General features: G+C 67.9%; 29 protein-coding genes. 13 read left to right on the forward strand and 16 right to left on the reverse strand.

The window, feature by feature from the left end; all coding sequences use genetic code 11:
- Position 1: 1 nt before the first annotated feature.
- Positions 2-718 carry a YceI family protein gene (locus ACWPV3_RS12895; protein ID WP_453978114.1) on the reverse strand — a complete coding sequence of 239 codons (717 nt, stop codon included), beginning with the start codon at positions 716-718 and terminating at the stop codon, positions 2-4.
- Between the two features lie 135 nt (positions 719-853).
- Here ACWPV3_RS12895 and mutL point away from each other — a divergent pair, with 135 nt between their 5' ends.
- Positions 854-2,710 carry a DNA mismatch repair endonuclease MutL gene (gene mutL, locus ACWPV3_RS12900; RefSeq protein WP_453978115.1) on the forward strand — a complete coding sequence of 619 codons (1,857 nt, stop codon included), beginning with the start codon at positions 854-856 and terminating at the stop codon, positions 2,708-2,710.
- Positions 2,711-2,868: 158 nt separating this feature from the next.
- On the opposite strand, the gene ACWPV3_RS12905 is transcribed toward mutL, so the two are convergent.
- From ACWPV3_RS12905 to ACWPV3_RS12915, 3 genes are read right to left on the reverse strand one after another with little or no spacing between them, the layout of a single operon-like run.
- Positions 2,869-3,339, reverse strand: a complete 471-nt coding sequence (locus ACWPV3_RS12905) for a hypothetical protein (protein ID WP_453978116.1) — start codon at positions 3,337-3,339, stop codon at positions 2,869-2,871.
- 10 nt (positions 3,340-3,349) lie between these two features.
- Complete coding sequence (locus ACWPV3_RS12910) at positions 3,350-4,468, reverse strand: HigA family addiction module antitoxin (RefSeq protein ID WP_453978117.1); 1,119 nt, start codon at positions 4,466-4,468, stop codon at positions 3,350-3,352.
- Positions 4,469-4,476: 8 nt separating this feature from the next.
- On the reverse strand, positions 4,477-4,773 hold the full coding sequence (locus ACWPV3_RS12915) for a type II toxin-antitoxin system RelE/ParE family toxin (RefSeq protein WP_453978118.1): 297 nt from the start codon (positions 4,771-4,773) through the stop codon (positions 4,477-4,479).
- A gap of 175 nt (positions 4,774-4,948) precedes the next feature.
- Between ACWPV3_RS12915 and ACWPV3_RS12920 the strand changes: the two genes are divergently transcribed.
- A complete protein-coding gene (locus tag ACWPV3_RS12920) occupies positions 4,949-5,401 on the forward strand; it encodes a low molecular weight protein-tyrosine-phosphatase (protein WP_453978119.1) in 453 nt (150 codons plus the stop codon).
- A gap of 43 nt (positions 5,402-5,444) precedes the next feature.
- A complete protein-coding gene (locus ACWPV3_RS12925) occupies positions 5,445-5,897 on the forward strand; it encodes a hypothetical protein (RefSeq protein ID WP_453978120.1) in 453 nt (150 codons plus the stop codon).
- A gap of 66 nt (positions 5,898-5,963) precedes the next feature.
- On the opposite strand, the gene rsmD is transcribed toward ACWPV3_RS12925, so the two are convergent.
- From rsmD to ACWPV3_RS12940, 3 genes are read right to left on the reverse strand one after another with little or no spacing between them, the layout of a single operon-like run.
- Positions 5,964-6,539: a 16S rRNA (guanine(966)-N(2))-methyltransferase RsmD gene (gene rsmD, locus ACWPV3_RS12930; protein ID WP_453978121.1), complete on the reverse strand. Its 576-nt coding sequence runs from the start codon at positions 6,537-6,539 to the stop codon at positions 5,964-5,966.
- On the reverse strand, positions 6,539-7,180 hold the full coding sequence (locus ACWPV3_RS12935) for a TMEM175 family protein (RefSeq protein ID WP_052247808.1): 642 nt from the start codon (positions 7,178-7,180) through the stop codon (positions 6,539-6,541). Before ACWPV3_RS12935 ends, rsmD begins: the two co-directional genes overlap by 1 nt.
- 21 nt (positions 7,181-7,201) lie before the next feature.
- Positions 7,202-8,734, reverse strand: coding sequence for a pseudouridine synthase (locus ACWPV3_RS12940; RefSeq protein WP_453978122.1), 1,533 nt, complete (start codon positions 8,732-8,734; stop codon positions 7,202-7,204).
- A 12-nt stretch (positions 8,735-8,746) separates the two neighbouring features.
- Between ACWPV3_RS12940 and tadA the strand changes: the two genes are divergently transcribed.
- The 3 genes from tadA (at position 8,747) to ACWPV3_RS12955 (ending at position 10,102) form a co-directional block, all read left to right on the forward strand.
- Entirely contained in the window at positions 8,747-9,205 is a 459-nt protein-coding gene (gene tadA, locus ACWPV3_RS12945) for a tRNA adenosine(34) deaminase TadA (protein ID WP_453978535.1), read from the forward strand.
- 48 nt (positions 9,206-9,253) lie between these two features.
- Positions 9,254-9,679, forward strand: a complete 426-nt coding sequence (locus ACWPV3_RS12950; protein WP_453978123.1) for an MliC family protein — start codon at positions 9,254-9,256, stop codon at positions 9,677-9,679.
- A gap of 234 nt (positions 9,680-9,913) precedes the next feature.
- On the forward strand, positions 9,914-10,102 hold the full coding sequence (locus tag ACWPV3_RS12955; protein WP_453978124.1) for a hypothetical protein: 189 nt from the start codon (positions 9,914-9,916) through the stop codon (positions 10,100-10,102).
- 28 nt (positions 10,103-10,130) lie between these two features.
- Here ACWPV3_RS12955 and ACWPV3_RS12960 read toward each other — a convergent pair whose 3' ends face one another.
- The 3 genes from ACWPV3_RS12960 to ACWPV3_RS12970 are packed head-to-tail and all read right to left on the reverse strand — an operon-like array spanning position 10,131 to position 12,387.
- Entirely contained in the window at positions 10,131-10,718 is a 588-nt protein-coding gene (locus tag ACWPV3_RS12960) for a GNAT family N-acetyltransferase (protein WP_453978536.1), read from the reverse strand.
- Positions 10,718-11,824: a 3-dehydroquinate synthase gene (gene aroB / locus ACWPV3_RS12965; RefSeq protein ID WP_453978125.1), complete on the reverse strand. Its 1,107-nt coding sequence runs from the start codon at positions 11,822-11,824 to the stop codon at positions 10,718-10,720. Before aroB ends, ACWPV3_RS12960 begins: the two co-directional genes overlap by 1 nt.
- Positions 11,821-12,387 carry a shikimate kinase gene (locus ACWPV3_RS12970; protein ID WP_453978126.1) on the reverse strand — a complete coding sequence of 189 codons (567 nt, stop codon included), beginning with the start codon at positions 12,385-12,387 and terminating at the stop codon, positions 11,821-11,823. The genes aroB and ACWPV3_RS12970 overlap by 4 nt, the downstream gene beginning before the upstream one ends.
- Positions 12,388-12,512: 125 nt before the next feature.
- On the opposite strand from ACWPV3_RS12970, the gene ACWPV3_RS12975 reads away from it, so the two are divergent.
- From ACWPV3_RS12975 to ACWPV3_RS13000, 6 genes are all read left to right on the forward strand, one after another.
- Positions 12,513-13,433: a site-specific tyrosine recombinase XerD gene (locus ACWPV3_RS12975; RefSeq protein ID WP_453978127.1), complete on the forward strand. Its 921-nt coding sequence runs from the start codon at positions 12,513-12,515 to the stop codon at positions 13,431-13,433.
- Positions 13,434-13,450: 17 nt separating this feature from the next.
- Entirely contained in the window at positions 13,451-13,675 is a 225-nt protein-coding gene (locus tag ACWPV3_RS12980) for a DUF1902 domain-containing protein (RefSeq protein ID WP_087119280.1), read from the forward strand.
- A gap of 12 nt (positions 13,676-13,687) precedes the next feature.
- On the forward strand, positions 13,688-13,972 hold the full coding sequence (locus ACWPV3_RS12985; protein ID WP_453978128.1) for a type II toxin-antitoxin system HicA family toxin: 285 nt from the start codon (positions 13,688-13,690) through the stop codon (positions 13,970-13,972).
- 89 nt (positions 13,973-14,061) lie between these two features.
- Entirely contained in the window at positions 14,062-15,015 is a 954-nt protein-coding gene (locus tag ACWPV3_RS12990) for an acetyl-CoA carboxylase carboxyltransferase subunit alpha (RefSeq protein WP_313452649.1), read from the forward strand.
- A gap of 119 nt (positions 15,016-15,134) precedes the next feature.
- Positions 15,135-15,683, forward strand: a complete 549-nt coding sequence (locus ACWPV3_RS12995) for a response regulator (RefSeq protein ID WP_292088299.1) — start codon at positions 15,135-15,137, stop codon at positions 15,681-15,683.
- A complete protein-coding gene (locus tag ACWPV3_RS13000; RefSeq protein ID WP_292088300.1) occupies positions 15,680-16,153 on the forward strand; it encodes a chemotaxis protein CheE in 474 nt (157 codons plus the stop codon). The genes ACWPV3_RS12995 and ACWPV3_RS13000 overlap by 4 nt, the downstream gene beginning before the upstream one ends.
- Before the next feature lie 22 nt (positions 16,154-16,175).
- On the opposite strand, the gene ACWPV3_RS13005 is transcribed toward ACWPV3_RS13000, so the two are convergent.
- The 6 genes from ACWPV3_RS13005 to ACWPV3_RS13030 all read right to left on the reverse strand — a co-directional run bounded on the left by ACWPV3_RS13005 (position 16,176) and on the right by ACWPV3_RS13030 (position 24,129).
- Positions 16,176-17,993, reverse strand: coding sequence for an ABCB family ABC transporter ATP-binding protein/permease (locus tag ACWPV3_RS13005; protein WP_453978129.1), 1,818 nt, complete (start codon positions 17,991-17,993; stop codon positions 16,176-16,178).
- Between the two features lie 136 nt (positions 17,994-18,129).
- Entirely contained in the window at positions 18,130-19,146 is a 1,017-nt protein-coding gene (locus tag ACWPV3_RS13010) for a threonine aldolase family protein (protein ID WP_453978130.1), read from the reverse strand.
- Positions 19,146-20,090, reverse strand: a complete 945-nt coding sequence (locus ACWPV3_RS13015) for a mechanosensitive ion channel family protein (RefSeq protein WP_453978131.1) — start codon at positions 20,088-20,090, stop codon at positions 19,146-19,148. Before ACWPV3_RS13015 ends, ACWPV3_RS13010 begins: the two co-directional genes overlap by 1 nt.
- A gap of 52 nt (positions 20,091-20,142) precedes the next feature.
- The gene (locus ACWPV3_RS13020; protein ID WP_453978132.1) at positions 20,143-21,831 is read right to left on the reverse strand and encodes a cisplatin damage response ATP-dependent DNA ligase; all 1,689 of its coding nucleotides are present in this window, start codon (positions 21,829-21,831) and stop codon (positions 20,143-20,145) included.
- 96 nt (positions 21,832-21,927) lie between these two features.
- The gene (locus ACWPV3_RS13025) at positions 21,928-23,742 is read right to left on the reverse strand and encodes an ATP-binding protein (RefSeq protein ID WP_453978133.1); all 1,815 of its coding nucleotides are present in this window, start codon (positions 23,740-23,742) and stop codon (positions 21,928-21,930) included.
- Positions 23,743-23,823: 81 nt separating this feature from the next.
- Positions 23,824-24,129, reverse strand: coding sequence for a BolA family protein (locus tag ACWPV3_RS13030; RefSeq protein WP_292088309.1), 306 nt, complete (start codon positions 24,127-24,129; stop codon positions 23,824-23,826).
- 45 nt (positions 24,130-24,174) lie between these two features.
- On the opposite strand from ACWPV3_RS13030, the gene ACWPV3_RS13035 reads away from it, so the two are divergent.
- A complete protein-coding gene (locus ACWPV3_RS13035) occupies positions 24,175-24,843 on the forward strand; it encodes a J domain-containing protein (protein ID WP_313452660.1) in 669 nt (222 codons plus the stop codon).
- The last annotated feature ends 6 nt before the right edge of the window (positions 24,844-24,849 follow it).

A 24,849-nucleotide genomic window follows, 5' to 3' on the forward strand; every position in this document is an offset into this window, starting at 1 on the left:
CTCAGTTCGCCGGAACGGTCGGCGTCGTCTTGATGAATTCGCCGTCGAAGCGGATCGTCACCTCGTCCCCGACCGGCCCCACGGCCATGCCGAAGTCCGACCGCTTGAACCTGCCTTCGGCGGCGAAGCCGACGGCCGGGACATTGGCGAACGGATGGCGTTCGATCTCGCCGTTGAAGGTGGCGTCCAGCGTCACCGGATGCGTCTGGCCCAGGAAGGTCAGGTCGCCCGTCACCTTGGCCGTGCGCGGTCCGGTCGGCTGCACCGCCGTCGAGACGAAGGTGATCTTCGGAAACGCCTTGGCGTTCAGCCAGGTCGGGTTGTTGGCCATGTCGTCGTCCCAGCCGGAATAGGCGGAACCCGGGTGCGAGGCCTTGTAATCGGCGGGATAGGCGGCGCTGATCGAGGCGGGATCGATGGTCGCCGTCACCTTGGACTTGCTCAGATCGGCGGGGTCCAGCGTCAGGGTCGCCTCCACCTTGTCGAAGCGCGCCGTATAGTGAGAGATCGTATTGTGCAGTAGCGACCACTGCAGGGTCGCGTGGGTCGGATCCAGGGCGTAGTCGCCGGCCGGCGCCTTCAGCGTCACGGGCGCCTCGGCCTGGGCGGGGGCCTGGCCCTCGGCGGCCGGGGGCGTGCCGGGGCGGTTGCAGGCGGCCAGGGTCGCGACGGCGGCGGCCAGGATCAGGCCCGATGCGGCGGCGGTTCGGAACGTCATTCGGCGTCTCCTCGATACGGATGAAGGCCGCCATCTAGGCTGCACCTCCCGCATTTTGCAACAGTTTCAGTGCCGAATAACCGCGTCCGTTGCGACATGGCGCGAATCCGTCGCAGCCCCTATCTTGGCCTGCTCATGCCCATCCGTCGCCTCTCCCCCGAAACCGTCAACCGCATCGCCGCCGGCGAGGTGGTCGAACGCCCGGCCAGCGCCATCAAGGAGCTGGTCGAGAACGCCCTGGACGCGGGCGGGACGAACATCGAGATTCAGGCCGACGGCGGCGGCCTGTCGCGCATCCTGATCGCCGACGACGGCAAGGGCATTCCGCGCGAGGAACTGCCCCTGGCCATCGAACGCCACGCCACGTCCAAGCTGGAGCCCGACGACGCCGGCGACGTGGACCTGTTGCGCATCCACACCCTGGGCTTCAGGGGCGAGGCCCTGCCCTCCATCGGCTCGGTCGCCCGCCTGTCGATCACGACCCGCGCCCGAGATCAGAACGACGCCTGGGCCATCGCGGTCGAGGGCGGCGAGACCCGTCCGCTGGCCCCCGCCCCCTTCCCCGGCCCGCACGGCGCGCGGGTCGAGGTGCGCGACCTCTTCTACGCCACCCCCGCCCGGCTCAAATTCATGAAGTCCGAACGGGCCGAGGCCATGGCCATTTCGGAAGAGATCAAGCGTCAGGCCATGGCGCACGAGGCCGTCGCCTTCACCCTGTCGCTGGACGGCAAGGTCACGCTGCGCCTGCCCGCCGAACACCCCGGCGACGCGGGCCGTCTGCGCCGCCTGTCCGCCCTGCTGGGCCGCGACTTCGAGGCCAACGCCCTGTTGATCGATCAGGAGCGCGACGGCGTGCGCCTGTCGGGCTATGCGGGCCTGCCCACCTATTCGCGCGGCAATGCGGCGCATCAGTATCTGTTCGTCAACGGCCGCCCGGTGAAGGACCGGCTGCTGCAAGGGGCCCTGCGCGGGGCCTATGCCGACTTCCTGGCGCGCGACCGGCACCCGGCGGCCGTCCTCTTCATCGACATCGATCCGATGTATGTCGACGTCAACGTCCACCCGGCCAAGGCCGAGGTCCGTTTCCGCGATCCGGCCCTGGTGCGCGGCCTGATCGTGGGCGCCCTGAGGCACGCGCTGCACGCGGCGGGCCACCGCGCCTCCACCACCGTCGCCGCCGACGCCCTGTCTGGCTTCCAGCCCCACACCGGCGTGGCGAGGGTCGAGGGATCAGGGTCGAGGTTCGAGGGCGACCGCTCCGCCGCCGGCTGGTCAGGCTGGGACGCCTGGGCTCGCCCTGCGACGGCCGCCGCCCAGATCATCCCCGGCCTCAACGAACGCAGCGCCCGCGTCGAGCCGGCGCCCCTCGAACCTCGGACCTCGAACCTCGAACCTCCTCAAGATCCCCTCGACTACCCCCTGGGCGCCGCGCGGGGTCAGCTTCACGCCAACTATATCGTCGCCCAGACCCGCGACGGCCTGGTCATCGTCGATCAGCACGCGGCGCACGAGCGTCTGGTCTATGAGCGGATGAAGGCCCAGATGGCCGAGGGGGCCGTGACCCGCCAGGCCCTGCTGACGCCCGAGGTGGTCGATCTGGACCCCGCCGAGGCCGAACGCGTCGCCTCTCGCGCCGAGGAACTGGCCGAGATGGGCCTGATCGTCGAGGCCTTCGGCGCCGGCGCCGTCCTGGTGCGCGAAACCCCGGCCATGCTGGGCGATACGGACGTCCAGGGCCTGATCCGCGACATCGCCGACGACCTGTCCGAACACGGCCAGGCCCTGTCGCTCAAGGAACGCCTCGCCGCCATCTGCGGCACCATGGCCTGCCACGGCAGCGTCCGCTCCGGCCGCGTCCTCTCGGCGCCGGAGATGAACGCCCTGCTCCGCCAGATGGAAGCCACCCCCCACTCCGGCCAATGCAATCACGGCCGCCCCACCTATGTGGAGCTGAAACTGCACGATCTGGAGAAGCTGTTCGGGCGGCGGTGAGGAATGACCGATTGGTCGGCTTCGCTCTAGGAGCAGTCATAGACCATCCATCCAAACGGTCATTCCAGACAGCCCCACGGACGCGTTTGTATCTGGACCCGTTCTCGGCTGAGGCGCAGTGCGCCATTCCATGGGATGGCTGGAAAGAAGCGTCACCGCTACGCAGCGCGGTCGGTTATCACGAGCCGTTCCTCGACATCGTAGGTGAAGTCGAGTTCCAGTTGGATGGCAGGTTGATCGTCGTTGAGAGCGTTGTACGCATCGACATCGATCTTGAGCTGCAAGCAGTCGCCAACAATCTGCTCCCGCCGTTGAGTGAATGCCTTCTGCATATGCTGCAGCGGGGCATCCCCAAGAATAGCCCAGAAAGTGTGCTGCACTCCGCCCTTGGTAACCCTCACAGCATGGTTGACACGATAGCGCCGGCCTTGGGCGTCGGTCGCGTATTCCTCTCTCAGCGCGCGCGCCATCTCCTCCGAGAGAGCGTCATACGGGTCGATATCCGGCAGGCTGAGAAGTCCTTGGTTGACACCCCAAACGCTCGCCTCGCGAGCGGTGGCCGGTAGGCTGCCGTGCGCGCGCTCATAGAGGCGCCAGACCTTTTGAAACTGCTCGTTCTTTGTAGCCATCGACTAGCTCCTAAAGAGAGACTGGGGCGACGTGTCCCCAGCCATCAACCATCGCCCCAGGCAGCACGTGGGGCCGGACCTTGACCAAGTGCCTGCGGAGAAGATCCCAACGTCCAGTGCGACGCTGAATCTGTCCGACGACCAAGCCAGGATGAATCTGCAGGCGGCGGGCAAAACCGAGAATGTCCCTCTCGGCGAAGAACGGCGCCTTCCGGGCAACGAAAGATTCCATCTCTGCACGCGCGACAACGAAGTTCGCGGCTGCGTCATTTGCAGCGACCTCGTGCGGCGGTAACTCGCCAGCCTCCGGCGCAGCGTCCAAGTCTTCAACAATCGGTTTGTCCTGCCCGTCTTTGTTGAGGACGTGTTCGATTTCATGTCGGAGAACGAACCAGAAATTATCCACCCGATCGTGGCGCAAGCTCATGCCGATTACGGGGGATTGCTTGTTCAACCACATACAAGCGCCGTCGATTTTCGCGGTAGGGAGGCACTCCACGAAGACCAAGCGGACCCCACATTCCGCCAAGAGGCGAGGCACATGCCGTGCCTCTTCCACATCGACCAGAAGCTGCTGCAGCCGCGGCAGAACTTCCCGGAGTGCTTTCTCCGAATATTTCGGTACGACCATCTCGCTGGCGATCTGCCGTACCCGGAACAGCCAAGCGAGTTGAGAAGGCGGAGTGTCGCTGTAGTCGGTCTTTTTGGCGGCATGAGCGAGGTGGGGGATCTCGTTGGAGTTCGCAACCAGGAAGAACTTCGCCATCTGAGCTTCCAGCAAGGCTGCATCCGTATCTTGTAGCCAGCCGCGCTTGATCATTTCCCGAATAGGATATGCTGACTGAAGACGGGCCCGTCGTCCAACTGCGGGGTCAGGTTCACGCGCTTTCGCCATCTCGAACATTCGTTGGAGATTGGCGAAAAGGTCGGGAGTGACGTCGAACGCCTCGCCGAGCGCCTTTGCCATTTCCGGGCTTACGCCGCGCTTGCCTGAGATGATCAGGTTCACCGCCTGCTCAGGGACCCCGAGAATGTAAGCGAGGTCCCGTTGGCTCCAGCCTCGCGCCTCCAGCTCTTCTTTGATGAAGACGCCGGGATGATCGATATCCATGTATGCTGCGTCGTTCATGGGCATTCTCAGTGTGTGTCGCCAATTTCTATAATCTGAAGAACCGGTGGATGAGTTTCTTCGACTAGAAACACAATGCGATACTGTTCATTGATCCGAATTTGCCGACGACCGTCGGAAAACCCTTCGAGCTTTTTGTAGTTCAGGCTTTTCCAATTCCGTATTGTTCGTTCGTCCGGAGCTGCCTCGAGGAAAACTAACTTCTGACGTGCGACCTTGATCACTGCAAAGGGCAGGCCGAGCTCATGGGCTCGGTCTGTCCGAATGAGCGCCAAGCGCTTGTCGGCGAACTCGATCTTCATCACGAACTGGTCTAAGGGATTCGAGTGGGAAAGTCAACACCTCGACTGAACGCCATACGTTCAGTCGCTAGATTGACACTTGATAGCCTGTTAAGATCGGCGGCGTTGAACCGAGCCGACAGCGGACTAGTAGAAGGCCGCTACGAGCCAGCACCAGAACCAACACACCAACCTCCCCATGCCCTCCATCCTCTTCGTCTGCCTCGGCAACATCTGTCGCTCGCCCCTCGCCGAGGCCGCCCTGCGCGCCGAGGCCGAACGGCTGCGTCTCGATCTGATCGTCGATTCCGCCGGGACCGGGGACTGGCATGCGGGCGAGGCGCCGGACCCGAGGGCGCAGGCGACGGCGCGGCGGCATGGGGTGGAGATTTCGGGGTTGAAGGCGCGGCAGGTGACGCCGGCGGACTTTCGCCGCTTCACCCATGTCATCGCCCTGGACCACGACAATCTGAAAAACCTGCGCCGCCTGCGCCCCGCCGACGCGACCGCCGAGCTCAGCCTGCTGCTCGACCACGTCCCGGGCCGCGAGGGTCAGGCCGTCGCCGACCCCTACTATGGCGACGACGCCGGGTTCGAGACCACCTGGGGCGAGGTGACGGCGGCGGCGAAGGCGTTGGTCGCCAAACTTTGAGCCCCGCCCGAATCTGACGTAGCGCCGGTCTATGGCTGCGGTCATGACCGACGCCTATCGCATCCGTGAAGCCCGCATCTGGGCCCAGGCCCGCACCGACTATCTGTCGGGTCTCAGCGCCGAGGCCGTGTGTCGTCGCCACGACCTGGGCCTGTCCGCCTTTCGCCGCCGCGCCCGCAAATACGGCTGGCGGCGCAGCGATCAGGTCGAACCGCCGCCCGGAGAGCTGGACCTGAACCTCTATGCCGACCTGGACATGGACGACCTGGCCCGCACCGCGCGCCTGCGCTTCGCCGAGGCGGTCGAGGGCGGACGCGCGTCGGACGCCCGCCGCTGGCGCGCCCTGGCCGACGAACTGACCCGCGCGGCGCGCGCCTTCGACCGGGACTTCTTCAGGGGCATGAGCCGCGAGGAGGTGGCCGCTTCGATGGAAAACATGCGGCGCGAGATCGAGGAAGAAGACGAGGCCCTGCTGGGACCGCCGCCCGAGGACTGATTGCGATCCGCTCGCAAAAATCTGCACGAAAGTGCACTGTAAAAGTTCACAGTGCCCATTTTCCGCTCAGGCGGCGGGGTCCGCCACCTTCAGGAACAGCACCCTGGCTGCCCCATAGTCGCGCGCGTCCAGCCGTTCATAGCCGGGGGTGTCGATCTCCGGCTCGTCCGATCCGCGCTCGAACACCACCAGGGCGCCGGGCTTGAGCCAGCTTCCCTCGATCAGCCGCGCCAGAGTCTGTTCGCCCAACCCCTTGCCATAGGGCGGGTCCAGAAAGGCCAGGTCGAACGCCTCGGCGATCGGACCGGGCCGCACGCCCAGGTCCGTCGCGCTCCTGCGATGCACCCGCGTGCGGCCCATCAGCCCATAGGCGTCGGCGTTCTCGCGGATGGCGCCGCGCGCCGCGTCGTCCGTCTCGACGAACAGGCAGAAGCCCGCGCCCCGGCTGACCGCCTCGAACCCCAGGGCGCCCGATCCGGCGTACAGGTCGATGATCCGCATCCCTTGAAGGCTCTCGCCCCAGGCGGCGTGTTCCAGCACATTGAACACGGCCTGGCGCGCGCGGTCCGAGGTCGGGCGCGTGCCCTGCCCCTCCGGCGCGACGATGGCGCGGCCCTTCAGGCTGCCGGCGACGATCCGCATCAGGCCGCTCCGCCAAAGCGGCGTCCGACCCAGACCCGGCCGGCGATCAGCAGCCCGAGCGCCAGCGCCGTCACGGCCGCCAGCAGCCCCACGCCTCGCGCCATCAGGAAGAAGCTCAGCGCGCAGGCCAGCCCCGGCATCAGGGCATGGGTCACGACCACCGTGGCGCGCACCGCCCAGTGCGGCCGCGGCAGGATCGCATCGGTGACGAAGGCGGCCCAGCCATAGGCGCCGGCGTGCATCACGCCGACCAGGGCCACCAGGCTCAGATAGATCCACGCCCCCTCGCCGTTGCGCGGCTGTTCGTAAAGCAGGGTCGTGGCGAACGGCATCAGCACCACCCCGGCCAGGGCCAGCATGTTGAACAGCATCACCCCGTTGCTGAACCCGGTCATGCGGGCGAACACCCGCCGGTGCGTGTTCCAGAAGACGCCGATGATGGCGAAGCTGAGCGCAAAGGCGGTGAACATCGGCCACCGCTCGGCCCACAGGCTGGCCCACTGCCCGTTCCAGCCTTCGGGCACATGCAGTTCGATGGCCAGCAGGGTGATGGCGATGGCGAACACCCCGTCCGAGAACAGCAGCAGCCGTTCCAGGCTGTGATCCTTGTGCGGAACAACGTCCGCCGTCTGGTCGGTCATGTCCCCTCGCTCGCTCTGGCCTCAGCGCGGCGAACGGGGCTTGCCGCCGGGTCCGCGTCCGCTCGTTCCAGACGGACCGGCCGGCTTGCCGCCGCCCGTGCGAGGCTTGAAGTCGCGGCCGCCGCTCGGCTTTCCGCCGCCTGCGCGGGGGCCGGAACCGGCGCGTCCCGTCGGCTTGGCGCCGGGCTTGCCGCGCCGGTCGTCGATGAACTGGTCATCGCGCGGCTTGAAGGCGCGCTTGGGCCGATCTCCATCCCTCACGGAGTTGGCCTCACGCGCCGGGCGGTCGCCGGCGGGCGCGGTGCGTTCGCGCGGCTTGAAGGTCTTGGAATGCTCGAACCTGGGCGCGGCCTTGGCCCAGCCTTCCTTCTTGGGCGGACGTTCGCGGCGCTCGACCGCATCGGCCTGAGCCGTTTCGGCGGCGCGGACGCGGCTGGGCTTCCTCGACGGGTCCGACATGGCCGAACCCGACCGGCCCTTGACGATGGGCGTCGACACCCGACGGCCGGGGATGGGCGCGGGCGTCTCGACCGTATTGCCGGTCGGCAGGTTCTCGGGCCGGATGTAGTCGGCCAGCAGCTCGCGGATCACGCGCGGCCCGACCTCTTCCACCGACCCGACCGGCAGCACGTCCAGGCGGAACGGGCCATAGGCCAGGCGGATCAGCCGGTTGACCGTCAGGCCGACGGACTCCAGCACCTTCCTGACCTCGCGGTTCTTGCCCTCGGTGATCGAGACCGAGATCCACAGGTTCGCCGGCGCCTTGCCGTCCTCGGACTTGGACTCCTTGGCCTTGTCCAGCTTGGCCTCGATGGGACCATAGGACACGCCGTCCACGACCACGCCGTCCTTCAGCGCGTCCAGCTGTTCCTGGGTGATCTTGCCCCGCGCTCGCGCCCTATACTGGCGCACCAGGGCGGTCGAAGGCAGCTCCAGCGCCCGGCTCAGCTCCCCGTCGTTGGTCAGGAGCAGCAGGCCTTCGGTCGCCAGGTCGAGCCGTCCGACCGAGATCACGCGCGGCAGACCGGCCGGCAGGGCGTCGAACACCGTCGGCCGTCCCGTCGGATCGCTGTGGCTGGTCAACAGGCCGGCGGGCTTGTGATAGCGCCAGACGCGCGTCGCCTGGGTCGAACCGATGGGCTTGCCGTCCACCGTGATCACGTCGTCGCGCGTCACCAAGGTCGCGGGCGTGTCCAGGATGCGGCCGTTGACCGCCACCTTGCCCAGACCGATCAGTCGTTCGACCTCGCGGCGCGAGGCGATGCCCGCGCGGGCCATGGTCTTGGCGATTCGCTCGGCGCGCAGGGGCGTTTCCGGCGTCTTGGACTTGCTGTCCTTGCCGCCTCGGTCGCTGCGCGGCTTGTCGCTGCGGGGCCGATCAGGCTTGTCGCCGAACCGCTTGGCGCCGTCTTCGCGAGGGCCGCGCGGCTTGTCGCCGAATGATCTCGTCCCGTCGCCGCTCTTGCGGGGACCGGAGGATTTAAAGGGCCGGGGCGACCGTTCGTCTTGACGGGCGCGGGGCTTCTTGTCGTTGTCGTCTGTATGGCGGACCATGATGAGCGGTTCATGCGCATGGCGCTGGACCAAGCGCAAGCGGCGGCGGACGCAGGAGAGGTGCCCGTGGGCGCAATTCTTGTCGATCCGGCCTCTGGCGAGGTGATTTCGACCGGCGCCAACGGCCCCATCGCCGCCCACGACCCCACGGCCCATGCCGAGATCGTGGCCATGCGGCGAGCGGCGACGGCGCTGGGCAACTATCGCCTGACCGACCTGACCCTCTATGTGACGCTGGAGCCGTGCGCCATGTGCGCGGGCGCCATCAGCCACGCCCGCATCGGCCGCGTGGTCTGGGCCGCCGACGATCCCAAGGGCGGCGCCGTCATCCACGGTCCGCGTCTGTTCGAACAACCCACATGCCACTGGCGTCCGGCGACCGACTCGGGTCCTCTGGCCCAGGAGGCGTCCGCCCTGCTCAAGTCCTTCTTCCGTCAACGGAGGGGAACGGCGGCGGGTCGCGCACGTTAGACCGCCGCGAAAGCGGCGCCGTTGGGCGACGCCGAGGAGGGAAAGACCTTGTCCAAACTGGATCTGCCGCAATCCATCGTGTTCAGCGGCCTTGCGGCCCTGGCCTTTTTGACCGCCTGCGGCCCCAACCCCGACAAGGCCCCCCGCACCGGCGACGAGGTCAAGGAACGCGCCATCGAGGCCCAGACCGCCCGCCAGCGCACCGGCGCCGAGATCCAGGACCGCACCCTGAACCGCGTCGTCCACACCGTCTATCTGTGCGACAACGGCGAGCGCCTGTCGGTCGATTTCGACAATCCGCGCCAGATGGCCACCGTCCGCAACTCGTCCGGCGAGGCCGTGGACCTGTATCAGGAGCGCGCCGCCGACGGCATCTGGTATCGCGCCTCCAACGTCGAACTGCGCGGCAAGGGCGTCCTGGCCACCTGGTCCGTCGAGGGCCGACAGCCCACGGACTGCCGCGCCGTCGATTGATCCAGCTTCGCGGCGGCACACTGGGCCGGTCAAGACGCGCCCCTGCCCCGGCCCCTCCCCGCCGCCGACGTGATCGCAGCCTTGGTTGCGGAGATGCAGCCGCATTGGACCTGCCAGAAGTAAGACGTCAGGGCGCAGCTTTTTGCCGAACCACAACCCAAGACAGAAGTGACGACAACCTTGAATTTGCCGCATGAAAATGTGACGTATCGGCAGTCTTAGAGGGATAGGTAGATGATCAACCCCAAGTTAGTTGCCGCTTCGACCCTGGTTCTCGGTGTTCTGGCCCTTTCGGGTTGCGCCGCCTCGAACACAAATCAGTTTGCTGCTGCAAAGCCTGTGGAAGACCCGAGGTGGGGACTCGAAACTGCACCTTTGAACCCCCGGGTCGGCACGGATCAGGGCTTCTCCGGGCCGCGCTGATAAGCGATACGCCTTTAATCGGCCTCGCTCAGCCGAACGCCGCCAGCCGCCGGTCCAAACCCTCGCGCACCTGAGGCCAGTCGTCGTCGATGACGGCGAACATGGCGGTGTCGCGGGCGCGGCCGGTCCAGGTGGTCTTGTGCTTCCTCAACACGCCTTCGGCCCTGGCGCCCAGCTTGCGGATAGCGGCCTGGCTCTGGGCGTTGACGGCGTCGGTGATGATCTCGACCCGCACCGCCCCGGCGTCGAAGGCGTGGCCCAGCAACAGCCGCTTGCACGCCGGATTGATCGCCCCGCCTCGCGCCTCGGGCCGATAGAAGGTCGAGCCGATCTCGCAGCGGCGATGGGCGGGATTGATCTCGTACAGGCTGGTCGTGCCGACCACCGCCCCGTCCGACCGCCGCCGCACCGCATAGGCGATGCGCGTGCCCGCCCGCATCGCCGCCAGCGCCGCCGTCCACCAGCCGTCGAAATGCTCGCCCTGGGCCGAGCCGACCATGATCGCCCAGGCCTCGGGATCGCAGTCCAGCGCCGCCCGCACCTCGGCCTTCAGCCCGTCCTCGAACGGCTCCAGCCGCACGAAACGGTCCTCCAGTGGCCCGACGCCGATCCGCATCATGCCGTCGCGCCCTCTGCGATCAGGAAGGCGCGCACCCCGGCCGCATCCACGCCCTTGGCCACAAAGGCCCGGCCGATGCCGCGCGCCAAAATCAGGGTCAGCGCCCCGCCCTCGGCCTTCTTGTCCCCGGCCATCAGGGCCAGCAGCCGATCCGCCGCGAACGTCCCGGCCTGATCCAGCCGTGTCGGCAGGCCCGCCGCCGCGACCACCGCCTCGACCCGCGCGGCGTCCTCGGCCGAACACAGCCCCTCGGCCGCCGAATAGCGGAAGGCCATGCAGCACCCCAGCGCCACCGCCTCGCCGTGCGCCAGGGCGCTTTCGTCGAACCCGACCTCGGTCTCGACCGCATGGCCGAAGGTGTGGCCCAGGTTCAGCAGGGCGCGCCGCCCCGCCTCCTTCTCGTCCTCGCCGACCACCGCGCTCTTGATCTCGACCGAGCGGATCACCGCCCGCTCCAGCGCCGCCGGATCGCCGCGCGCGCCCGCCGCCCCCTCGTCCGCCAGCCAGTCGAAGAAGGCCGGATCGCAGATCAGCCCGTGCTTCAGCACCTCGGCCCAGCCCGAACGCACCTGACGCTCCGGCAGGGTCGCCAGCACGTCGATATCGGCCAGCACCAGACGCGGCTGGTGGAAGGCGCCGACCAGGTTCTTGCCGCGCGGCGTGTCGATGGCCGTCTTGCCGCCGACGGAAGAATCCACCTGGGCCAGCAGGGTCGTCGGAACCTGCACGAAGTCGATCCCGCGCATGTAGAGCGCCGCCGCCAGACCGGCCAGATCGCCCACGACCCCGCCGCCCAGCGCCACGACCACGTCCCTGCGGTCCAGCCCGATCTCCAGCAACCGGTCCAGCACGCGCTCAAGCTCGGCGAAAGACTTGGATCCTTCGCCCGCCGGAACCGCGACGATCTCGGTCCTCACCCCCGCCGCCGCCAGCGATCCGGCCAGGGTCGCGCCGTGGATGGCCGCCACCGTCTCGTCCGTGACGATCACCGTGCGCCCCTTCGCCAGCGGCGCGATCCGCGCCCCCGCCTGGGCCAGAAGGCCGCGTCCGACCACGACGTCATAGGCGGCGAAGGCGCCGCCGCTCACGGGAAGGGTGGTCATGTCCGGGTCTCCGCGCGTCGTCGGTTGCGCCAGTGCCGACGCAGGTTCTTGTGAATGGCGTCGACCGCCTGGCCGTGCGAGCCCTGGCCCACATCGACCGTCACGTCCGCCTCGCCATAGATGGGATAGCGGGCCTCGGCCAAGGTCGTCAGCACCTGCAGCGGGTCCTTGCCGCGCAGCAGGGGCCGGGTGTCGCGCCGCGCCACCCGCTCGGCGATCACAGCCAGATCGGCCCTCAGCCACACGGTGTCGGCCCGTTCCTTCAGCAGCGCCCGCGTCTCGGGGTTCATCATCGCCCCGCCGCCGGTGGCCAGCACGATGGGCGGCCCTTCCAGCAGGCGTCGAATTACCCGCGCCTCTCCGGCCCGGAACTCTTCCTCGCCCAGGGCGGCGAAGATTTCAGACACCGTCATTCCGGCCGCCTCTTCGATCTCCACGTCCCCGTCCGCGAACGGCAGCTTCAGCCGGTTGGCCAACCGTCGCCCCACCGACGATTTGCCCACCCCCATCAGGCCGACCAGGGCTATGGTGCGGCTGGGCGCCGGATTCGCGCGCCGCCTCATCCGGCGGCTCCGGCGGAACGGACGGTCGAAGGAACGGCGAAGGCGAAGGCGCAGGCAGGCATGATCCCTGAAACCTCTACACCAAGCCAGACCGTGCGCCATCCGTCCGAAGGCAGGTTCGGTCGATGACGCCCCAGATCGAGGCCTTTCTTGAGATGATGGCGGTCGAGCGCGACGCCTCGCCCCATACCCTGTCGGCCTATGGCCGCGATCTGGCCGACGCCGAGACCGCCCTTTCGGACGCCGGCGGCCTGATGGGCGCGGACGCCGAAGCCGTGGAGGCCTGGTTCGCCGACCTGTCGCGGCGCGGCCTGTCCGCCGCCACTGCCGCGCGACGACGCTCCTCCGCACGCCAGTTCTACCGCTTCGCCCTGGCCGAGGGCTGGCGCACGGACGATCCCTCGCGTCGCCTGGACGCGCCCAGACAGGGCCGATCCCTGCCCAAGGTCCTGAGCCGCGCCGAGATCGACTCCCTTCTGGCCGCTTCGGCCGCGCGCGACGCGGCGGCGGGCCTGCGTCTGGTCGCCCTGGTGGAGATGGCCTACGCCTCGGGCCTGCGGGTGTCGGAACTGCTGGGGCTGAAGGTCGAGGCCGTCCGCCGCGACCCCGCCTATCTGATCGTGCGCGGCAAGGGCGGCAAGGAACGGCTCGCCCCCCTCAATCCCGCCGCCCGCGAGGCGATCAAGACCTGGCTGACCGCCCGCGACGCCAAACTCAAGGGCAAGGACGGGCGCAAACCCGAGGCGCCCGACAGCCCCTGGCTGTTCCCCTCCTCCGGCCGCACCGGCCACCTGACCCCGCGCCGCTTCGCCCAGTTGCTGGACGAAGCCGCGATCACGGCCGGAATCGACCCGGCCCGCGTCAGCCCCCACGTCCTGCGCCACGCCTTCGCCACCCACCTGCTGGAAGGCGGCGCCGACCTTCGCGTCGTCCAGACCCTGCTGGGCCACGCCGACATCGCCACGACCCAGATCTACACCCACGTCGCCACCGACCGCCTGACCCAGGTCGTCCAGCAAAACCACCCCTTGGCGCGCGAGGACTGACGGCGCATATTCGGGCAATGGCTCAAGAGTTCTACGTCAAGGCGATCTGGGACCCCGAAGCGGGGGTCTGGTGCAGCGAGTCGAATATCGTGGGGCTGGTGTTGGAAACGGCGACGCTCGGCGAGTTCGAGAACCTCGCGCGCCATTTCGCGCCCGAGCTTCTGGCGGAAAACCTCGGCATTCACGGCGCTGTTCCGGTTCGCTTTGAGGCCGCAGGCGGGTTTGACGTCATCGCCGCCTGACATGATCTGGTGTTGTCAGAGCCGTACCGCACAACAAGCGGTGCATTCTCTCATTCGTATCGTGACGCCATCAACATTCCAGAACAACGCGTGATCTGGATAGGCCCAAGGGACTTCTATCCCGAACTGACCGCCCTTCTCTTCGCCGCTGGCTGGCGTCGCGTCAGCAACGCCAAAGGCAGTCACGAGAAGTGGAGACACCCGGATCAGCCGCATGGGGTCATCGTGCCGCGCTCGAAAAGCCGACACACCGCCAACTCGGTCCTCAAACAGGCCGGTTTGCCCAAGGCCTTCTGAACCCCCGCTTGCCCGGCGGCGTTGACCTCTCTAGTTTCGCCCGCCTTCCCCAAGGGCGCTTTCGCCCGTTTGCAGTCCCGGACGCCTTGATGGCCACGCACTATCTCGACTTCGAAAAGCCGATCGCCGATCTGGAAGCCAAGATCGACGAGCTGTCCGCCCTGTCCGAAACCACGGGCGGTTTCGAGACCGAAATCGCGGGTCTGCGCAAGAAGGCGGCCCAGCTTCGCAAGAAGACCTATGCGGGCCTGGACCCGTGGATGAAGACCCAGGTCGCGCGTCATCCGCAGCGGCCGCACTTCGTCGACTATGTCGCGGGTCTGTTCACCGACTGGAACGAACTGCACGGCGACCGCCAGTTCGGCGACGACCAGGCCATCTTGGGCGGTCTGGCCCGTTTCCGGGGCCGGCCGGTCGTGATCATGGGCCATGAGAAGGGCCACGACACCACCACCCGCCTGACCCACAACTTCGGCATGGCGCGCCCCGAAGGCTACCGCAAGGCCGTTCGCCTGATGGACATGGCCGAGCAGTTCGGCCTGCCGGTCCTCAGCTTCATCGACACCGCCGGGGCCTATCCGGGGCTGGGCGCCGAGGAACGCGGTCAGGCCGAGGCCATCGCCCGCTCGACCGAACGCTGCCTGACGCTGGGCGTGCCCTCCATCGCCACCATCACGGGCGAAGGCGGTTCGGGCGGCGCCATCGCCATCGCCGCCGCCAGCCGGGTGATCATGCTGGAGCATTCGATCTATTCCGTCATTTCGCCGGAAGGCGCGGCGGGCATCCTGTGGCGCGACGGCTCGCGCGGCAAGGACGCCGCCATGGCCATGAAGATCACCGGTCCTGACCTGATGCAGCTGAAGATCGTCGATCGCCTGATCGAGGAACCCGTCGGCGGCGCCCACGCCGACCGCCAGGCCGCCGTCGCCAATGTCGGCGACGTGCTGGCGGACGAGCTGAAGCGGTTCGACGGCATGACCCCCCAACAGATCCGCAAGGATCGGGCCGACCGTTTCTACGCCATCGGCGCCCTGGGCGGCTGATCGACCGACGGCGCGTTAACGACGCGTCCATCCTCGGCTGACATGCTCGATTCTCGGGATTTGCAGCAGCGGACGGTCAGCCATGATCGGAACGGCCGGATGATCGGGCCTGATCGGACATGAACGCCGCCTCGTCTCTGCGCGAGAGCGCCGTGTTCAACTTCAACGACGCGGTGACGATGATCGTCGACGATTCGCCGTTCTCGTTGACGCTGACCGCCAACGCCCTGGCGGGATTCGGCATCCGGCCGACCTACGCCGTCGGCGCCGGCGTCGAGGCCAAACGCCTGCTCCAGGAGAAGACGATCGACCTCCTGGTGATCGATACCGACATGCCCGACATCGACGGCTATGAGTTGGTTCGCTGGCTGCGACGTTCCAGTCCGAACCCCAACGCCTTCACCCCGGTCATCATGACCGCCAGCCATATCCGTCGCGGTCGCGTGGCCGAGGCGCGCGATTGCGGCGCAAATTTCGTCGTCACCAAACCGTTCAGCCCGACCCTGCTTCTGGAGCGCATCCTGTGGGTCGCGCGCGACAGCCGCCCCTTCCTGGAGGTGGGCGACTATCTGGGACCGGACCGCCGGTTCCGGAACGAGGACTACGAGGGCGAGGAGCGTCGGGCCGACCTGATCCGTCGGCGTGCGAACGGGGAGAATGCGGCATGACCGTCATCACTCACATGCAGCGCAAGTCACGTCTCGCCGAGATGATCGACAAACCCGGCGGCGTCAGCGTCGGGGTCGCCCTGGCCCAGGCCAAGGCCAATCTGGCCGTGCTGGAGGATCAGGCCAGGACGATCGTCGCCGACAATATCGCCGCCCTGCTGGCCGAGCCGGTTCCCGGCATGATCGAGCCGATGCGGCTGGACATGGCCTATTCCGCCTCGAGCCAGATCATCGACGCCGCCAGCCCGTTCGAGATGGACGACCTGTGCACGGCGGCCAAGGGGCTGTGCGACCTGCTGGACGCCGCGCCGCGCCAGGGCGGTTTCGACTGGCGCATCGCCACCGTCCACGCCCAGGCGATGAAGGTGCTGCTGTCCCTGCCCCCGCAAGAGGCGGCGGCGCGCTCGGCCATACTGACCAATCTGCACGAGGTGCTGAAGCGCAAGCTGCCGGGCCAGCCTCAGGGCTGACCCGGCCTTGGGGCAAGCCGTCTCAGGCCTGGCCCGTCTTTCCGGCTCGGGTCTGTTTCCGCCATAAGGCGGCGTATTCTCCGCCCTGTCGCGCCACCAGTTCGTGGTGCGCCCCGCGTTCGACGATCCGCCCGGCCTTCAGCACCAGGATCTGATCCGCGTCCGCCACGGTCGACAGCCGGTGCGCCACCACCAGGGTCGTGCGGCCGCTTCTGGCCTTGCGCAACGTCTTCTGGATCGCCGCCTCGGTGCGGCTGTCCAGGGCGCTGGTCGCCTCGTCCAGGATAAGGATGCAGGGATCGGCCAGCAGGGCGCGGGCGATGCCGACGCGCTGGCGCTCGCCGCCCGACAGTTTCAGCCCGCGCTCGCCGACCTTGGTCTGCATCCCGTCGGGCAGGCCCCGGATGAAGCCGGCCAGTTCCGCCGCCTCGGCCGCCGCCCAGACCTGGGCCTCGTCGGCGTCGGGGCGGGCGAAGGCGATGTTGGCGGCCAGGGTGTCGTTGAACAGGGCCACATCTTGCGGCACCAGGGCCACCGCCGCCCGCAGCGAGGCCTGGGTGACGTCGCGCGCGTCATGACCGTCTATCAGCACCCGCCCCTCCTGCGGGTCCAGCAGGCGCAGGGCCAGTTTGACGATGGTGGACTTGCCCGCCCCCGACGGACCGACCAGGGCCGTCGTCGTCCCGGGCGCGGCGTAGAAGCTGACGTTCTCCAGCCCATTGGCCCGGGCGTCGTGCCGGAAACCGACATTCTCGAACGCCACCGAGGCGCCGCGCGCATCGGCGGGACGCGGCAGGGCGACGGCGTGGGGCGCATCGGCGACCTGCGGCGTCTGGCGCGTCACCTTCAGCATCTCCTCCATGTCGATGAAGGACTGGCGGATTTCCCGATAGGCGAAGCCCAGGATGTTCAGCGGCGCGTAGAGCGAAATCATGATCAGGACGGCGGCGGTCACGTCGCCCGGCCCCATCCGGCCGGCCGCCGCCTCGAACCCGGCCATCACCGCCATGACGCCCAGGCCCAGGTTCATGATCAGGGCCTGCGCCCCGTTCAGCATGGCCAGCGAACTGTTGGCCTTCAGCGACGCCTGGGCGTAGTCGCCCAGCGCCTGGTCGTAGGTGCGGGCCGCCCGCGCCTCGGCGCCGAACGACTTGACCGTCTCGTAGTTCAGTAGCGCGTCGACCGAGACGCCCGCCGCCTCGGAATCGGCGGCGTTCATGATGCGTCGATGCTCCAGCCGCCAGTTGGACATGGCGAAGGTGGCGGCGGTGTAGATGACGACCACCACCACCGCGACGGCGGCGAAGCGCCAGTCGTACTTGCCGCCCAGAACGGCCGCCGCCAGCACCAGCTCCACCCCCGTCGGCACCAGGTTGAAGGCCAGGATGCGAAGCAGGAAGTCCACCGCCCGCGATCCGCGATCCATCGTCCGCGACAGGGCGCCCGAGCGTTTGGTTTGGTGGAAGTCCAGCGACAGGCTCAGCGCATGGGCGAAGGCTTCCGCCGCCGTGGCGCGCTGGGCGGCGGCGCGGACGGGGGCGAACACAACGTCCGACGCCAGCGGCGACAGCGCCGACAGCAGCCGCACAAGGGCCCAGCCGACCGCGAAGGCGGCGAAGCCCCAGCCCACGGCCGCCGCCGCGCCCTGCCCCGCCGCCAGTCGATTGACCGCCGCACCCAGCACCAGCGGCGCCAGCACGCCCAACCCCTTGCCCGCCAGGGTCAGGGCGACGGCCGAGATCAGCCGCAATCGTAACTGTGGCGCGCCGGAGCGTCCCACCAGCCGCGCCAGGTCCACGAGCGCCTTCAGCGTCGCCGGGCCGTCTGTCTTGTCATCCATGCTCCCGGCCTGCTGCGCCTTGACCATCGGGTCGCGCCGGCCGCCTGAGCGCTCACCACGCATCGCCATGATCCGCATATGGAAACCCAATGCGACCAGGGAAAGGCCACGCTGGCCGGCGGCGGGAATTCGTCGTTCAGTCCAGACCGACGATCGCTTCGATCAGTTCGTCCACCGCCGCCTGTTGCGTGGCCCAGGAACAGACGAACCGCACCGATCCGTCGTCAAATGGATAGCAGGCCCAGCCCAGCGCGTTCAAACGGCCATGCGCCTCGGGCGACATCCGCACGAAGACGGCGTTGGCCTCGACCGGATGGGCCAGAACGAAGGCGGAGCGCGTGGCGATCCCCGCCGCCAGCCGTTGGGCCATCAGATTGGCGTGGGCCGCCCCCGCCTCCCAGTCGCCGCTTTCCAGAAGGCCCAGCATCGGCCCCGACAGCAGACGGGTCTTGGACGCCGTCTGCCCGGCCTGTTTCAGCCGATTGTCCAGCCGCCGGGCCAGGGTCTTGTCGAACAGGACGATGGCCTCGGCGCAATTGGCCCCGGCCTTGGCCCCGCCGAACACCAGAACATCCACGCCCAGGCGCGGAATGTCCTTCAGGTCGAACCCGGCCGCCGCCGCATTGGCCAGCCGCGCCCCGTCCATATGCACGCCATAGCCCAGCGCCTTCGTCGGCTCGATCAGGTGGCGCACCTCCTCCTCGGTATAGACCGCGCCATATTCCGTCGCCTGGGTCAGGGACAGGGCGGCGGGTGGCTGGCGATGACCGACCTCGGCCTCGGCCAGCTGCGCCTGCAGGGCCACAGGATCGATCTTGCCGGAAAAGCCCGGCAGGCCGATCAGGCCCAGACCGTGGCCGAAGAAGCCGGGCGCCCCGGTCTCGTCGGTGCAGATGTGCGCCGCATGGTGCGCCAGCACCGCCTCATAGGGCTGGGCCAGCATGGACAGGGCGATGGCGTTGGCGGCCGTGCCGCTGAAGACGAACCGCACCTCGGCGTCCGCATCCAGCCGCTGGCGTATCTGATCGGCGGCGCGCGCGGTGATGTCGTCCGCGCCATAGGCCCGGGCGAAGCCCTTGTTGGCGCGCACCAGCCCCTCGATGGCGCTCAGCGCCATGCCCGCCGTATTGTCGGACCCGAAGTCGTAACGCATCAGCCAGCCTCGCGCGGATCAGCGGGCGTCGTCGCGCCGATGGGGTCGTCCTTGGCGTCGTCGTAGGGCACGGCCACCTGATGCGGAAACGGGATCTCGATCCCGGCGGCGTCCAGAGCCTCCTTGCCGCCCTGCATCAGATCGGCCTGTGTCTGCCACCAGTCGCCGACCTTGACCCAGGCGTGCAGCGTCACCTCCACCGCGCTGTCCAACAGGGCCGTAACCCCGGTCCAGGGCTTAGGATCGGCCAGCACCTTGTCATGGGCGGCGGCGACGCCGGCCAGCACCTTGCGGGCCTGGGTCAGGTCGTCGCCGTAGCCGACGGTGAATTTGATTTCGATCCGGCGGGTCTGCTGGCCCGTCAGATTGGTCAGGGAATCGCTCAGGACCTTGGAGTTGGGAATGACGATCTTGTGGTTGTTGGCGTTCGACAACTGGGTCGTGAACAGGTCCAGCCGCTGCACCGTGCCCGACATCCCGCCGACATCCACCACGTCCCCCACGCGATAGGGCCGCAGCACCAGCAGCATGATCCCCGACGCCACGTTCGACAGGGTGCCTTGCAGCGCCAGACCGACCGCCAGGGACGCCGCCCCCAGAACCGCGATGATGGATGTGGTCTGCACGCCCAGACGCTGCAACACCGCGATCATGCCCACGATGATGACCACGACCCGCACCACCTGGACCGCAAAGCTCAGCACCGTGGGGTCGTGACGGAAGCCGCGCACCCGCGACAAGGCCCTTCGCGCAGCGCCTGACGCCCATTTCGCCGCAAACAGGGTGGCGATGAAGATCAGGATGGCGATGGTCAGGTTGACGGCGAACTCGCCCGCCAATTCGGTCAACTTGGTCAGCATCACCGCGTCCACCGCAATGGCCTTGCGGCCGGCGGCGACCGCCTGGTCCAGGGAAGCAGCGTCGAGGGGCATCGGGGAAGACATGGGCCGGGTCTAACGCCTGACGCGCCGATTGGAACCCCCGGCCGGGCCGATTTTACGCCTTTGCGATACGCCCGCCGCCGCTTTCGATGGCGTCCAGCAGGTCCATGACGGACTCCAGGGTGTCGGCCTCGCGCGCCGGCTTGTCCCAGCGGATGCGGCTGACGCGCGGAAACCGCATGGCCACCCCCGACTTGTGCCGCGTGGATCGGTTCAGCCCCTCGAAGGCGATCTCCAGCACCAGGCCGAAATCGCGCTCGGCCCGCACCGACCGCACCGGCCCAAAACGCTCCACCGTGTGGTCGCGCACGAACTTGTCCAACTGCTTCAGCTCCTCGTCGGTGAAGCCGAAATAGGCCTTGCCGACCGGCGTCAGCGCCCCCTCCTCCGTCCAGACGCCGAAAGTGTAGTCCGAATAGAAGCTGGAGCGTTTGCCATGCCCGCGCTGGGCGTACATCAGCACCGCGTCGATGACATGCGGATCGCGCTTCCACTTGAACCAGGGGCCCTTGGGGCGCCCGGCCAGATAGGGGCTGTCCCACCGTTTCAGCATGATCCCCTCCGCCGCCGCCCCGACCGGCGGATCGGCGCGCAGTCGGGCCAACTGGTCCCAGTCTGCGTAGTCGATCAGGGGCGACAGATGCAGCCGCCCCCCGGCATGGCTCGCCACCACCGCCTCCAGTCGCGCGCGGCGGTCGCGCAAGGATCGGCCTCTCACGTCCTCAGCCCCGTCCGCCAGGATGTCATAGGCCAGGATCGCCGCCGGAAAGGCCGCCATCGTCCTGGCGTCCACCGTCTTGCGGTTCAGCCGCTGCTGCAGATCGCCGAACGGCGCCACCGCGCCGTCGCGCCACACCACCAGTTCCCCGTCCAGCGCCCCCTCGAACGCCAGCGCCTCCATCAGATCGGGAAAGGCGTGCGAAATCTCGTCGCCGGTTCGGGAGTATAGCTTGCGCGCCTCGCCTTCCAGCACGGCCTGCACGCGGATGCCGTCCCACTTCCACTCGGCGGCGAAGTCGGTCGGCTCCAGCTTGGGGAAATCAGCCGTCTCGTCGATCGCGGTCGCCAGCATGACCGGCCGGAAACGGCCTGGCGCATCCGGACTGGGGCGTTCGGCCCGTCCTTCCAGCCAGGCGAACAGATCGGCGTAGGGCGGCTTCAGCGCGTGCCACACCTCCTCGATATCCGACACGTCGACGGGCGCCAGCGCCGTCTCCGCTTCGCGACCCTGCGGCGAGGGCGGCGTGGGCGCGGTCTCGGGCCGCATGAGGGCCGCCGCGGTCTTGGCCAACCGCGCCGACAGTCCCACCCGAAGCGCGCCCGTCATCAGCTTCAGCAGCGCCCAGCGTCCCTTGGGCTCCAGCGCGTCCAGCCAACCTTCCAACAACCCCCGCACCTCGGCGCGGGAAGCGGTGCGCAGGGCCTCGACCACCTCCGACAGTTCCGGCTCGCGGTTCGGGCGGCGGCCCTGCGGCGCGGGCCAGATCAAGGCGACCGTCTCGGCCAGGTCGCCGACATAGTCGTAGGACCAGCCGAACAGCACGCCGTCCACCCGCCCCTCCACCGCCTTTCGGATCATGGCGGGCTTGGCGGCGTCGAAGGTCAGGTCGCCCGTCAGGGCAGCCAGCGCCCAGCCCCGATCCGGATCGGGCGTCGCCCGCAGATAGTCGCGCACCAGCACCAGCTTGGCGTTGCGCGAGGCCGTCAGGGACAATCGGTCCAGAAGTTCGGCGAAGGCGCGCATTCAGGGTCCATCCGGCGCGACCGTCGCGCGCCGTCTCTCAACGAAGAACGCCCCGGAGGTTTCCCTTCGGAGCGTCGGCGCCTTCATTGGTTTCGATCAGGCGGCGGCCGAACAGGCCGCGTGCTCGCCCTCGCGCAGGCTCTCGCGGCCGCCCGCCGCCCGCGCCATCAGTTCGGCCAGAGCGCCGAAATCGATCGGCTTGTTCAGATAGGCGTCGGCGCCCGCCAGCATGCCGGCCTCGTGATCCTCGTTGCGGGCCGAGGCCGACAGGACGATGATGGGCGTGTCGCTGTTGGGTCCGTCGCCGGCCCGGATCAGGCGCGTAGCCGTCAAGCCGTCCATGACCGGCATGTTCACGTCCATGATGATCAGATCGAAACCTTGGGCATCGGCCGCCTCCACCGCCAGCTGACCGTTTTCGGCGGCGACAGTGACGTGGGCCGCCGAGGCCATCCAGGCCTCCAGGATCATGCGGTTCACCGGATGGTCCTCGACCACCAGCACACGCAGGGAGTCCGCCTCCTGCACCTCGGCGTCGGCCTTCTGGGTCGAGGCCGGCCTGGCCCATTCGACCACTTCTGCTTCGATCGACAGGGTGAAGCACGACCCCTCGCCAAGGGTGGAGGTGACGCCGATATCGCCGCCCATGATGTTGGCCATGCGCCGCGCGATGGTCAGACCCAGGCCCGTCCCGCCAAAGCGACGCGTGGAAGAGGCGTCGACCTGGGTGAAGGGCTGGAACAGGCGCGTCAGATCCTCTTCGGAAATGCCGGAGCCGCTGTCGGTCACGACGAAGTCGAACCGGACACGTTTGTCGGAAATCCGCTCGCCCCGCACCAGAAACTGGATCTGGCCGCTCTCTGTGAACTTGACCGCGTTCGACAACAGGTTCTGCAACACCTGGCAGACCCGCAGCGGATCGCCGCGCACCACCGTCGGAATCTCGCCTTCGAACGTCGAGACGAAGTCCAGACCCCGCGCTTCGGCCTGCGCCTCGAACGGTCCCGTCACCCGCTTGTGCAGATCCTCCATATCGACGTCGACGACCTCGAAATTCATCTTCCCGGCCTCGATCTTGGTCATGTCGAGGATGTCGTTCAGCAGCGACAGCAGGTTGTCGCCCGAATTGCGGATGATCGACAGATATTCGCGCTGGGTCGTCTCCAGACGCGTCGCGCTCAGCAGTTGGGCGGCGCCAAGGACGCCGTTCATCGGCGTGCGCAGCTCATGCGAGATGATGCCCAGGAAGTTGGACTTGGCGTGATTGGCCGCATCCGCCTTGTCGCGCGCAGTTTCCAGTTCCTCGATCAGATGGGCCTGGTGCGACTGGAACGCCCGGATCCGCTCCTCGCGCAGCATGGTCATCGTCACCAGCACGAACAGTCCGGCGGCCGTGAACGGCAGAACGCCCAGCAGGGACCAGAACTCGGCCGTGCCCCACAGGCTGGCCAGGATGATCGCGGCCGCCGCGCCGTAGGGCGAGGAGATGATCATGGCCTGACGCGGCGAACTGCGCAGTTGGGTGAACACCAGCACATAGCCGGAAATCAGCAGGGCGATAGCCAGGGGCTGGCCGAAGGTGTTGTGCGAGAACCACGCCATCAGCGGCGCGACGGCCCAGGCGGCCGTGGTCACGGTGGCGACGATGGGAAACAGCATCCCCCAGCCCGTCTCCACATGATGGCTAAGTCGGTGTTCGACGACGCCGCGCACCGATCCGGCCACGATGGTCAATACGAACCAGGCCAAAGCCTGCCACGGCCCGACCGTGCCCAAAAGACCCAACGCCCAGGAGGCGATGATCAGATATCGCAGATACTGGGTCTGTAGGATCGCCGTCAGGGATTGGGCCGCATCGCCTGCGCGTTGATCGCCAGCAAGCGCTTTTGCGACGCCATCCGATTCCACCATTGCCCAGCGTCCCCACGTTCGGTTTGGAAGCGTGACGCTAGGACGAAGGTTCTAAGACGAAGTGAACGCTGATCTTTCCCTTCAGCCGCCCGCCTGCGCCTCACCGGGCGTCAGCGCCTTGACGGACAGAGCATGCACCGGGCCGGACAATTCGGCCTTCAGCAGGGCGTTGACCGCCCGCTGCCTCGCCAGACGCGACTGCCCCTCGAACGCGGGGGATACGATCAGCAGGTTGAAGTGGCTTTCGCCGCCCGCCCTGGCGTCCATGCCGCCTTCATGATGGTGGCCCGCGTGCCGCCAGCTGTCGTCTTCCAGCTCCAGCCGTTCGGGAGCCAGGGCGGCGGTCAGTTTTTCACGGATAATCGCTGCCACGGGGCCGTTCGACATGATCGATTCCTTGAAGAGGTCCAATTCCGGACTACACTTCGGGTGATGACCGCTTCCTTTCAATACAAGCCGCGCTTCACCGACATTCGCGTGAAGCCGCCGAAGGCCGAGGAGGAAGCCGCCCAGGGCGACGCCCTGCACCTGAAGCCGGGCGAAAAGCCTTGCCAATGGCCCGACTGCCGCCGCGCAGCGACGGCCAAGGCGCCCAAGTCGCGCGAGCGGCTGAGCGACTTCTACGAATTCTGCCAGGCGCACGCCGGCGAATACAACAAGGGCTGGAACTTCTACGCCGGCATGACCGAGGGCGAGATTCGCGCCGCTCAGGAGAACGAGGCCATGACCGGCGGCCGCCCGACCTGGGAAATGAAGGCCGGCAAGTTCACGCGCGAGGCCGCGGCCTTCGCCGCCAAGATGGGCACGTCCAACACCACCGGTTCTGGCTCGTGGCGCGACAGCTTCGGCCTGTTCGGCCGCAAGGGCGATCAGGCCCCGCAATCCCCGACGGAGGACCGTCGCGTCGGCAAGCTGGAACGGACCGCCCTGGCCGATCTGGATCTGGAGCCGGGCGCGGACCGGGCGGCGATCAAGGCGCGCTATCACGACCTGCTGAAACGCTTCCACCCCGACACCAACGGCGGCGATCGCGGCGCCGAGGCCAAGCTGCAGCGCGTCATCAAGGCCTGGAAGACGCTGAAAAAGGCCGGTCTGGCTTGACCGGGT

It is taken from the genome of Brevundimonas sp. Marseille-Q4549 (genome assembly GCF_976940555.1).

Bases quoted from the DNA above. Each gene is read 5' to 3' on its own strand.
- rsmD (WP_453978121.1), bottom strand. From the start codon at position 6,539: ATGCGGATCGTCGCCGGCAGCCTGAAGGGCCGCGCCATCGTCGCGCCG.
- ACWPV3_RS12935 (WP_052247808.1), bottom strand. From the start codon at position 7,180: ATGACCGACCAGACGGCGGACGTTGTTCCGCACAAGGATCACAGCCTG.
- ACWPV3_RS12905 (WP_453978116.1), bottom strand. From the start codon at position 3,339: ATGGCTACAAAGAACGAGCAGTTTCAAAAGGTCTGGCGCCTCTATGAG.
- ACWPV3_RS12995 (WP_292088299.1), top strand. From the start codon at position 15,135: ATGAACGCCGCCTCGTCTCTGCGCGAGAGCGCCGTGTTCAACTTCAAC.
- ACWPV3_RS13000 (WP_292088300.1), top strand. From the start codon at position 15,680: ATGACCGTCATCACTCACATGCAGCGCAAGTCACGTCTCGCCGAGATG.
- ACWPV3_RS13030 (WP_292088309.1), bottom strand. From the start codon at position 24,129: ATGTCGAACGGCCCCGTGGCAGCGATTATCCGTGAAAAACTGACCGCC.
- ACWPV3_RS13020 (WP_453978132.1), bottom strand. From the start codon at position 21,831: ATGCGCGCCTTCGCCGAACTTCTGGACCGATTGTCCCTGACGGCCTCG.
- ACWPV3_RS13025 (WP_453978133.1), bottom strand. From the start codon at position 23,742: ATGGTGGAATCGGATGGCGTCGCAAAAGCGCTTGCTGGCGATCAACGC.
- ACWPV3_RS12940 (WP_453978122.1), bottom strand. From the start codon at position 8,734: ATGGTCCGCCATACAGACGACAACGACAAGAAGCCCCGCGCCCGTCAA.
- ACWPV3_RS12975 (WP_453978127.1), top strand. From the start codon at position 12,513: ATGACGCCCCAGATCGAGGCCTTTCTTGAGATGATGGCGGTCGAGCGC.
- ACWPV3_RS12910 (WP_453978117.1), bottom strand. From the start codon at position 4,468: ATGAACGACGCAGCATACATGGATATCGATCATCCCGGCGTCTTCATC.
- ACWPV3_RS12970 (WP_453978126.1), bottom strand. From the start codon at position 12,387: ATGAGGCGGCGCGCGAATCCGGCGCCCAGCCGCACCATAGCCCTGGTC.
- ACWPV3_RS12955 (WP_453978124.1), top strand. From the start codon at position 9,914: ATGATCAACCCCAAGTTAGTTGCCGCTTCGACCCTGGTTCTCGGTGTT.
- ACWPV3_RS12980 (WP_087119280.1), top strand. From the start codon at position 13,451: ATGGCTCAAGAGTTCTACGTCAAGGCGATCTGGGACCCCGAAGCGGGG.
- ACWPV3_RS13015 (WP_453978131.1), bottom strand. From the start codon at position 20,090: ATGTCTTCCCCGATGCCCCTCGACGCTGCTTCCCTGGACCAGGCGGTC.
- ACWPV3_RS12925 (WP_453978120.1), top strand. From the start codon at position 5,445: ATGACCGACGCCTATCGCATCCGTGAAGCCCGCATCTGGGCCCAGGCC.
- tadA (WP_453978535.1), top strand. From the start codon at position 8,747: ATGCGCATGGCGCTGGACCAAGCGCAAGCGGCGGCGGACGCAGGAGAG.
- aroB (WP_453978125.1), bottom strand. From the start codon at position 11,824: ATGACCACCCTTCCCGTGAGCGGCGGCGCCTTCGCCGCCTATGACGTC.
- ACWPV3_RS13005 (WP_453978129.1), bottom strand. From the start codon at position 17,993: ATGGATGACAAGACAGACGGCCCGGCGACGCTGAAGGCGCTCGTGGAC.
- ACWPV3_RS13035 (WP_313452660.1), top strand. From the start codon at position 24,175: ATGACCGCTTCCTTTCAATACAAGCCGCGCTTCACCGACATTCGCGTG.
- ACWPV3_RS13010 (WP_453978130.1), bottom strand. From the start codon at position 19,146: ATGCGTTACGACTTCGGGTCCGACAATACGGCGGGCATGGCGCTGAGC.
- mutL (WP_453978115.1), top strand. From the start codon at position 854: ATGCCCATCCGTCGCCTCTCCCCCGAAACCGTCAACCGCATCGCCGCC.
- ACWPV3_RS12960 (WP_453978536.1), bottom strand. From the start codon at position 10,718: ATGCGGATCGGCGTCGGGCCACTGGAGGACCGTTTCGTGCGGCTGGAG.
- ACWPV3_RS12920 (WP_453978119.1), top strand. From the start codon at position 4,949: ATGCCCTCCATCCTCTTCGTCTGCCTCGGCAACATCTGTCGCTCGCCC.
- ACWPV3_RS12990 (WP_313452649.1), top strand. From the start codon at position 14,062: ATGGCCACGCACTATCTCGACTTCGAAAAGCCGATCGCCGATCTGGAA.
- ACWPV3_RS12895 (WP_453978114.1), bottom strand. From the start codon at position 718: ATGACGTTCCGAACCGCCGCCGCATCGGGCCTGATCCTGGCCGCCGCC.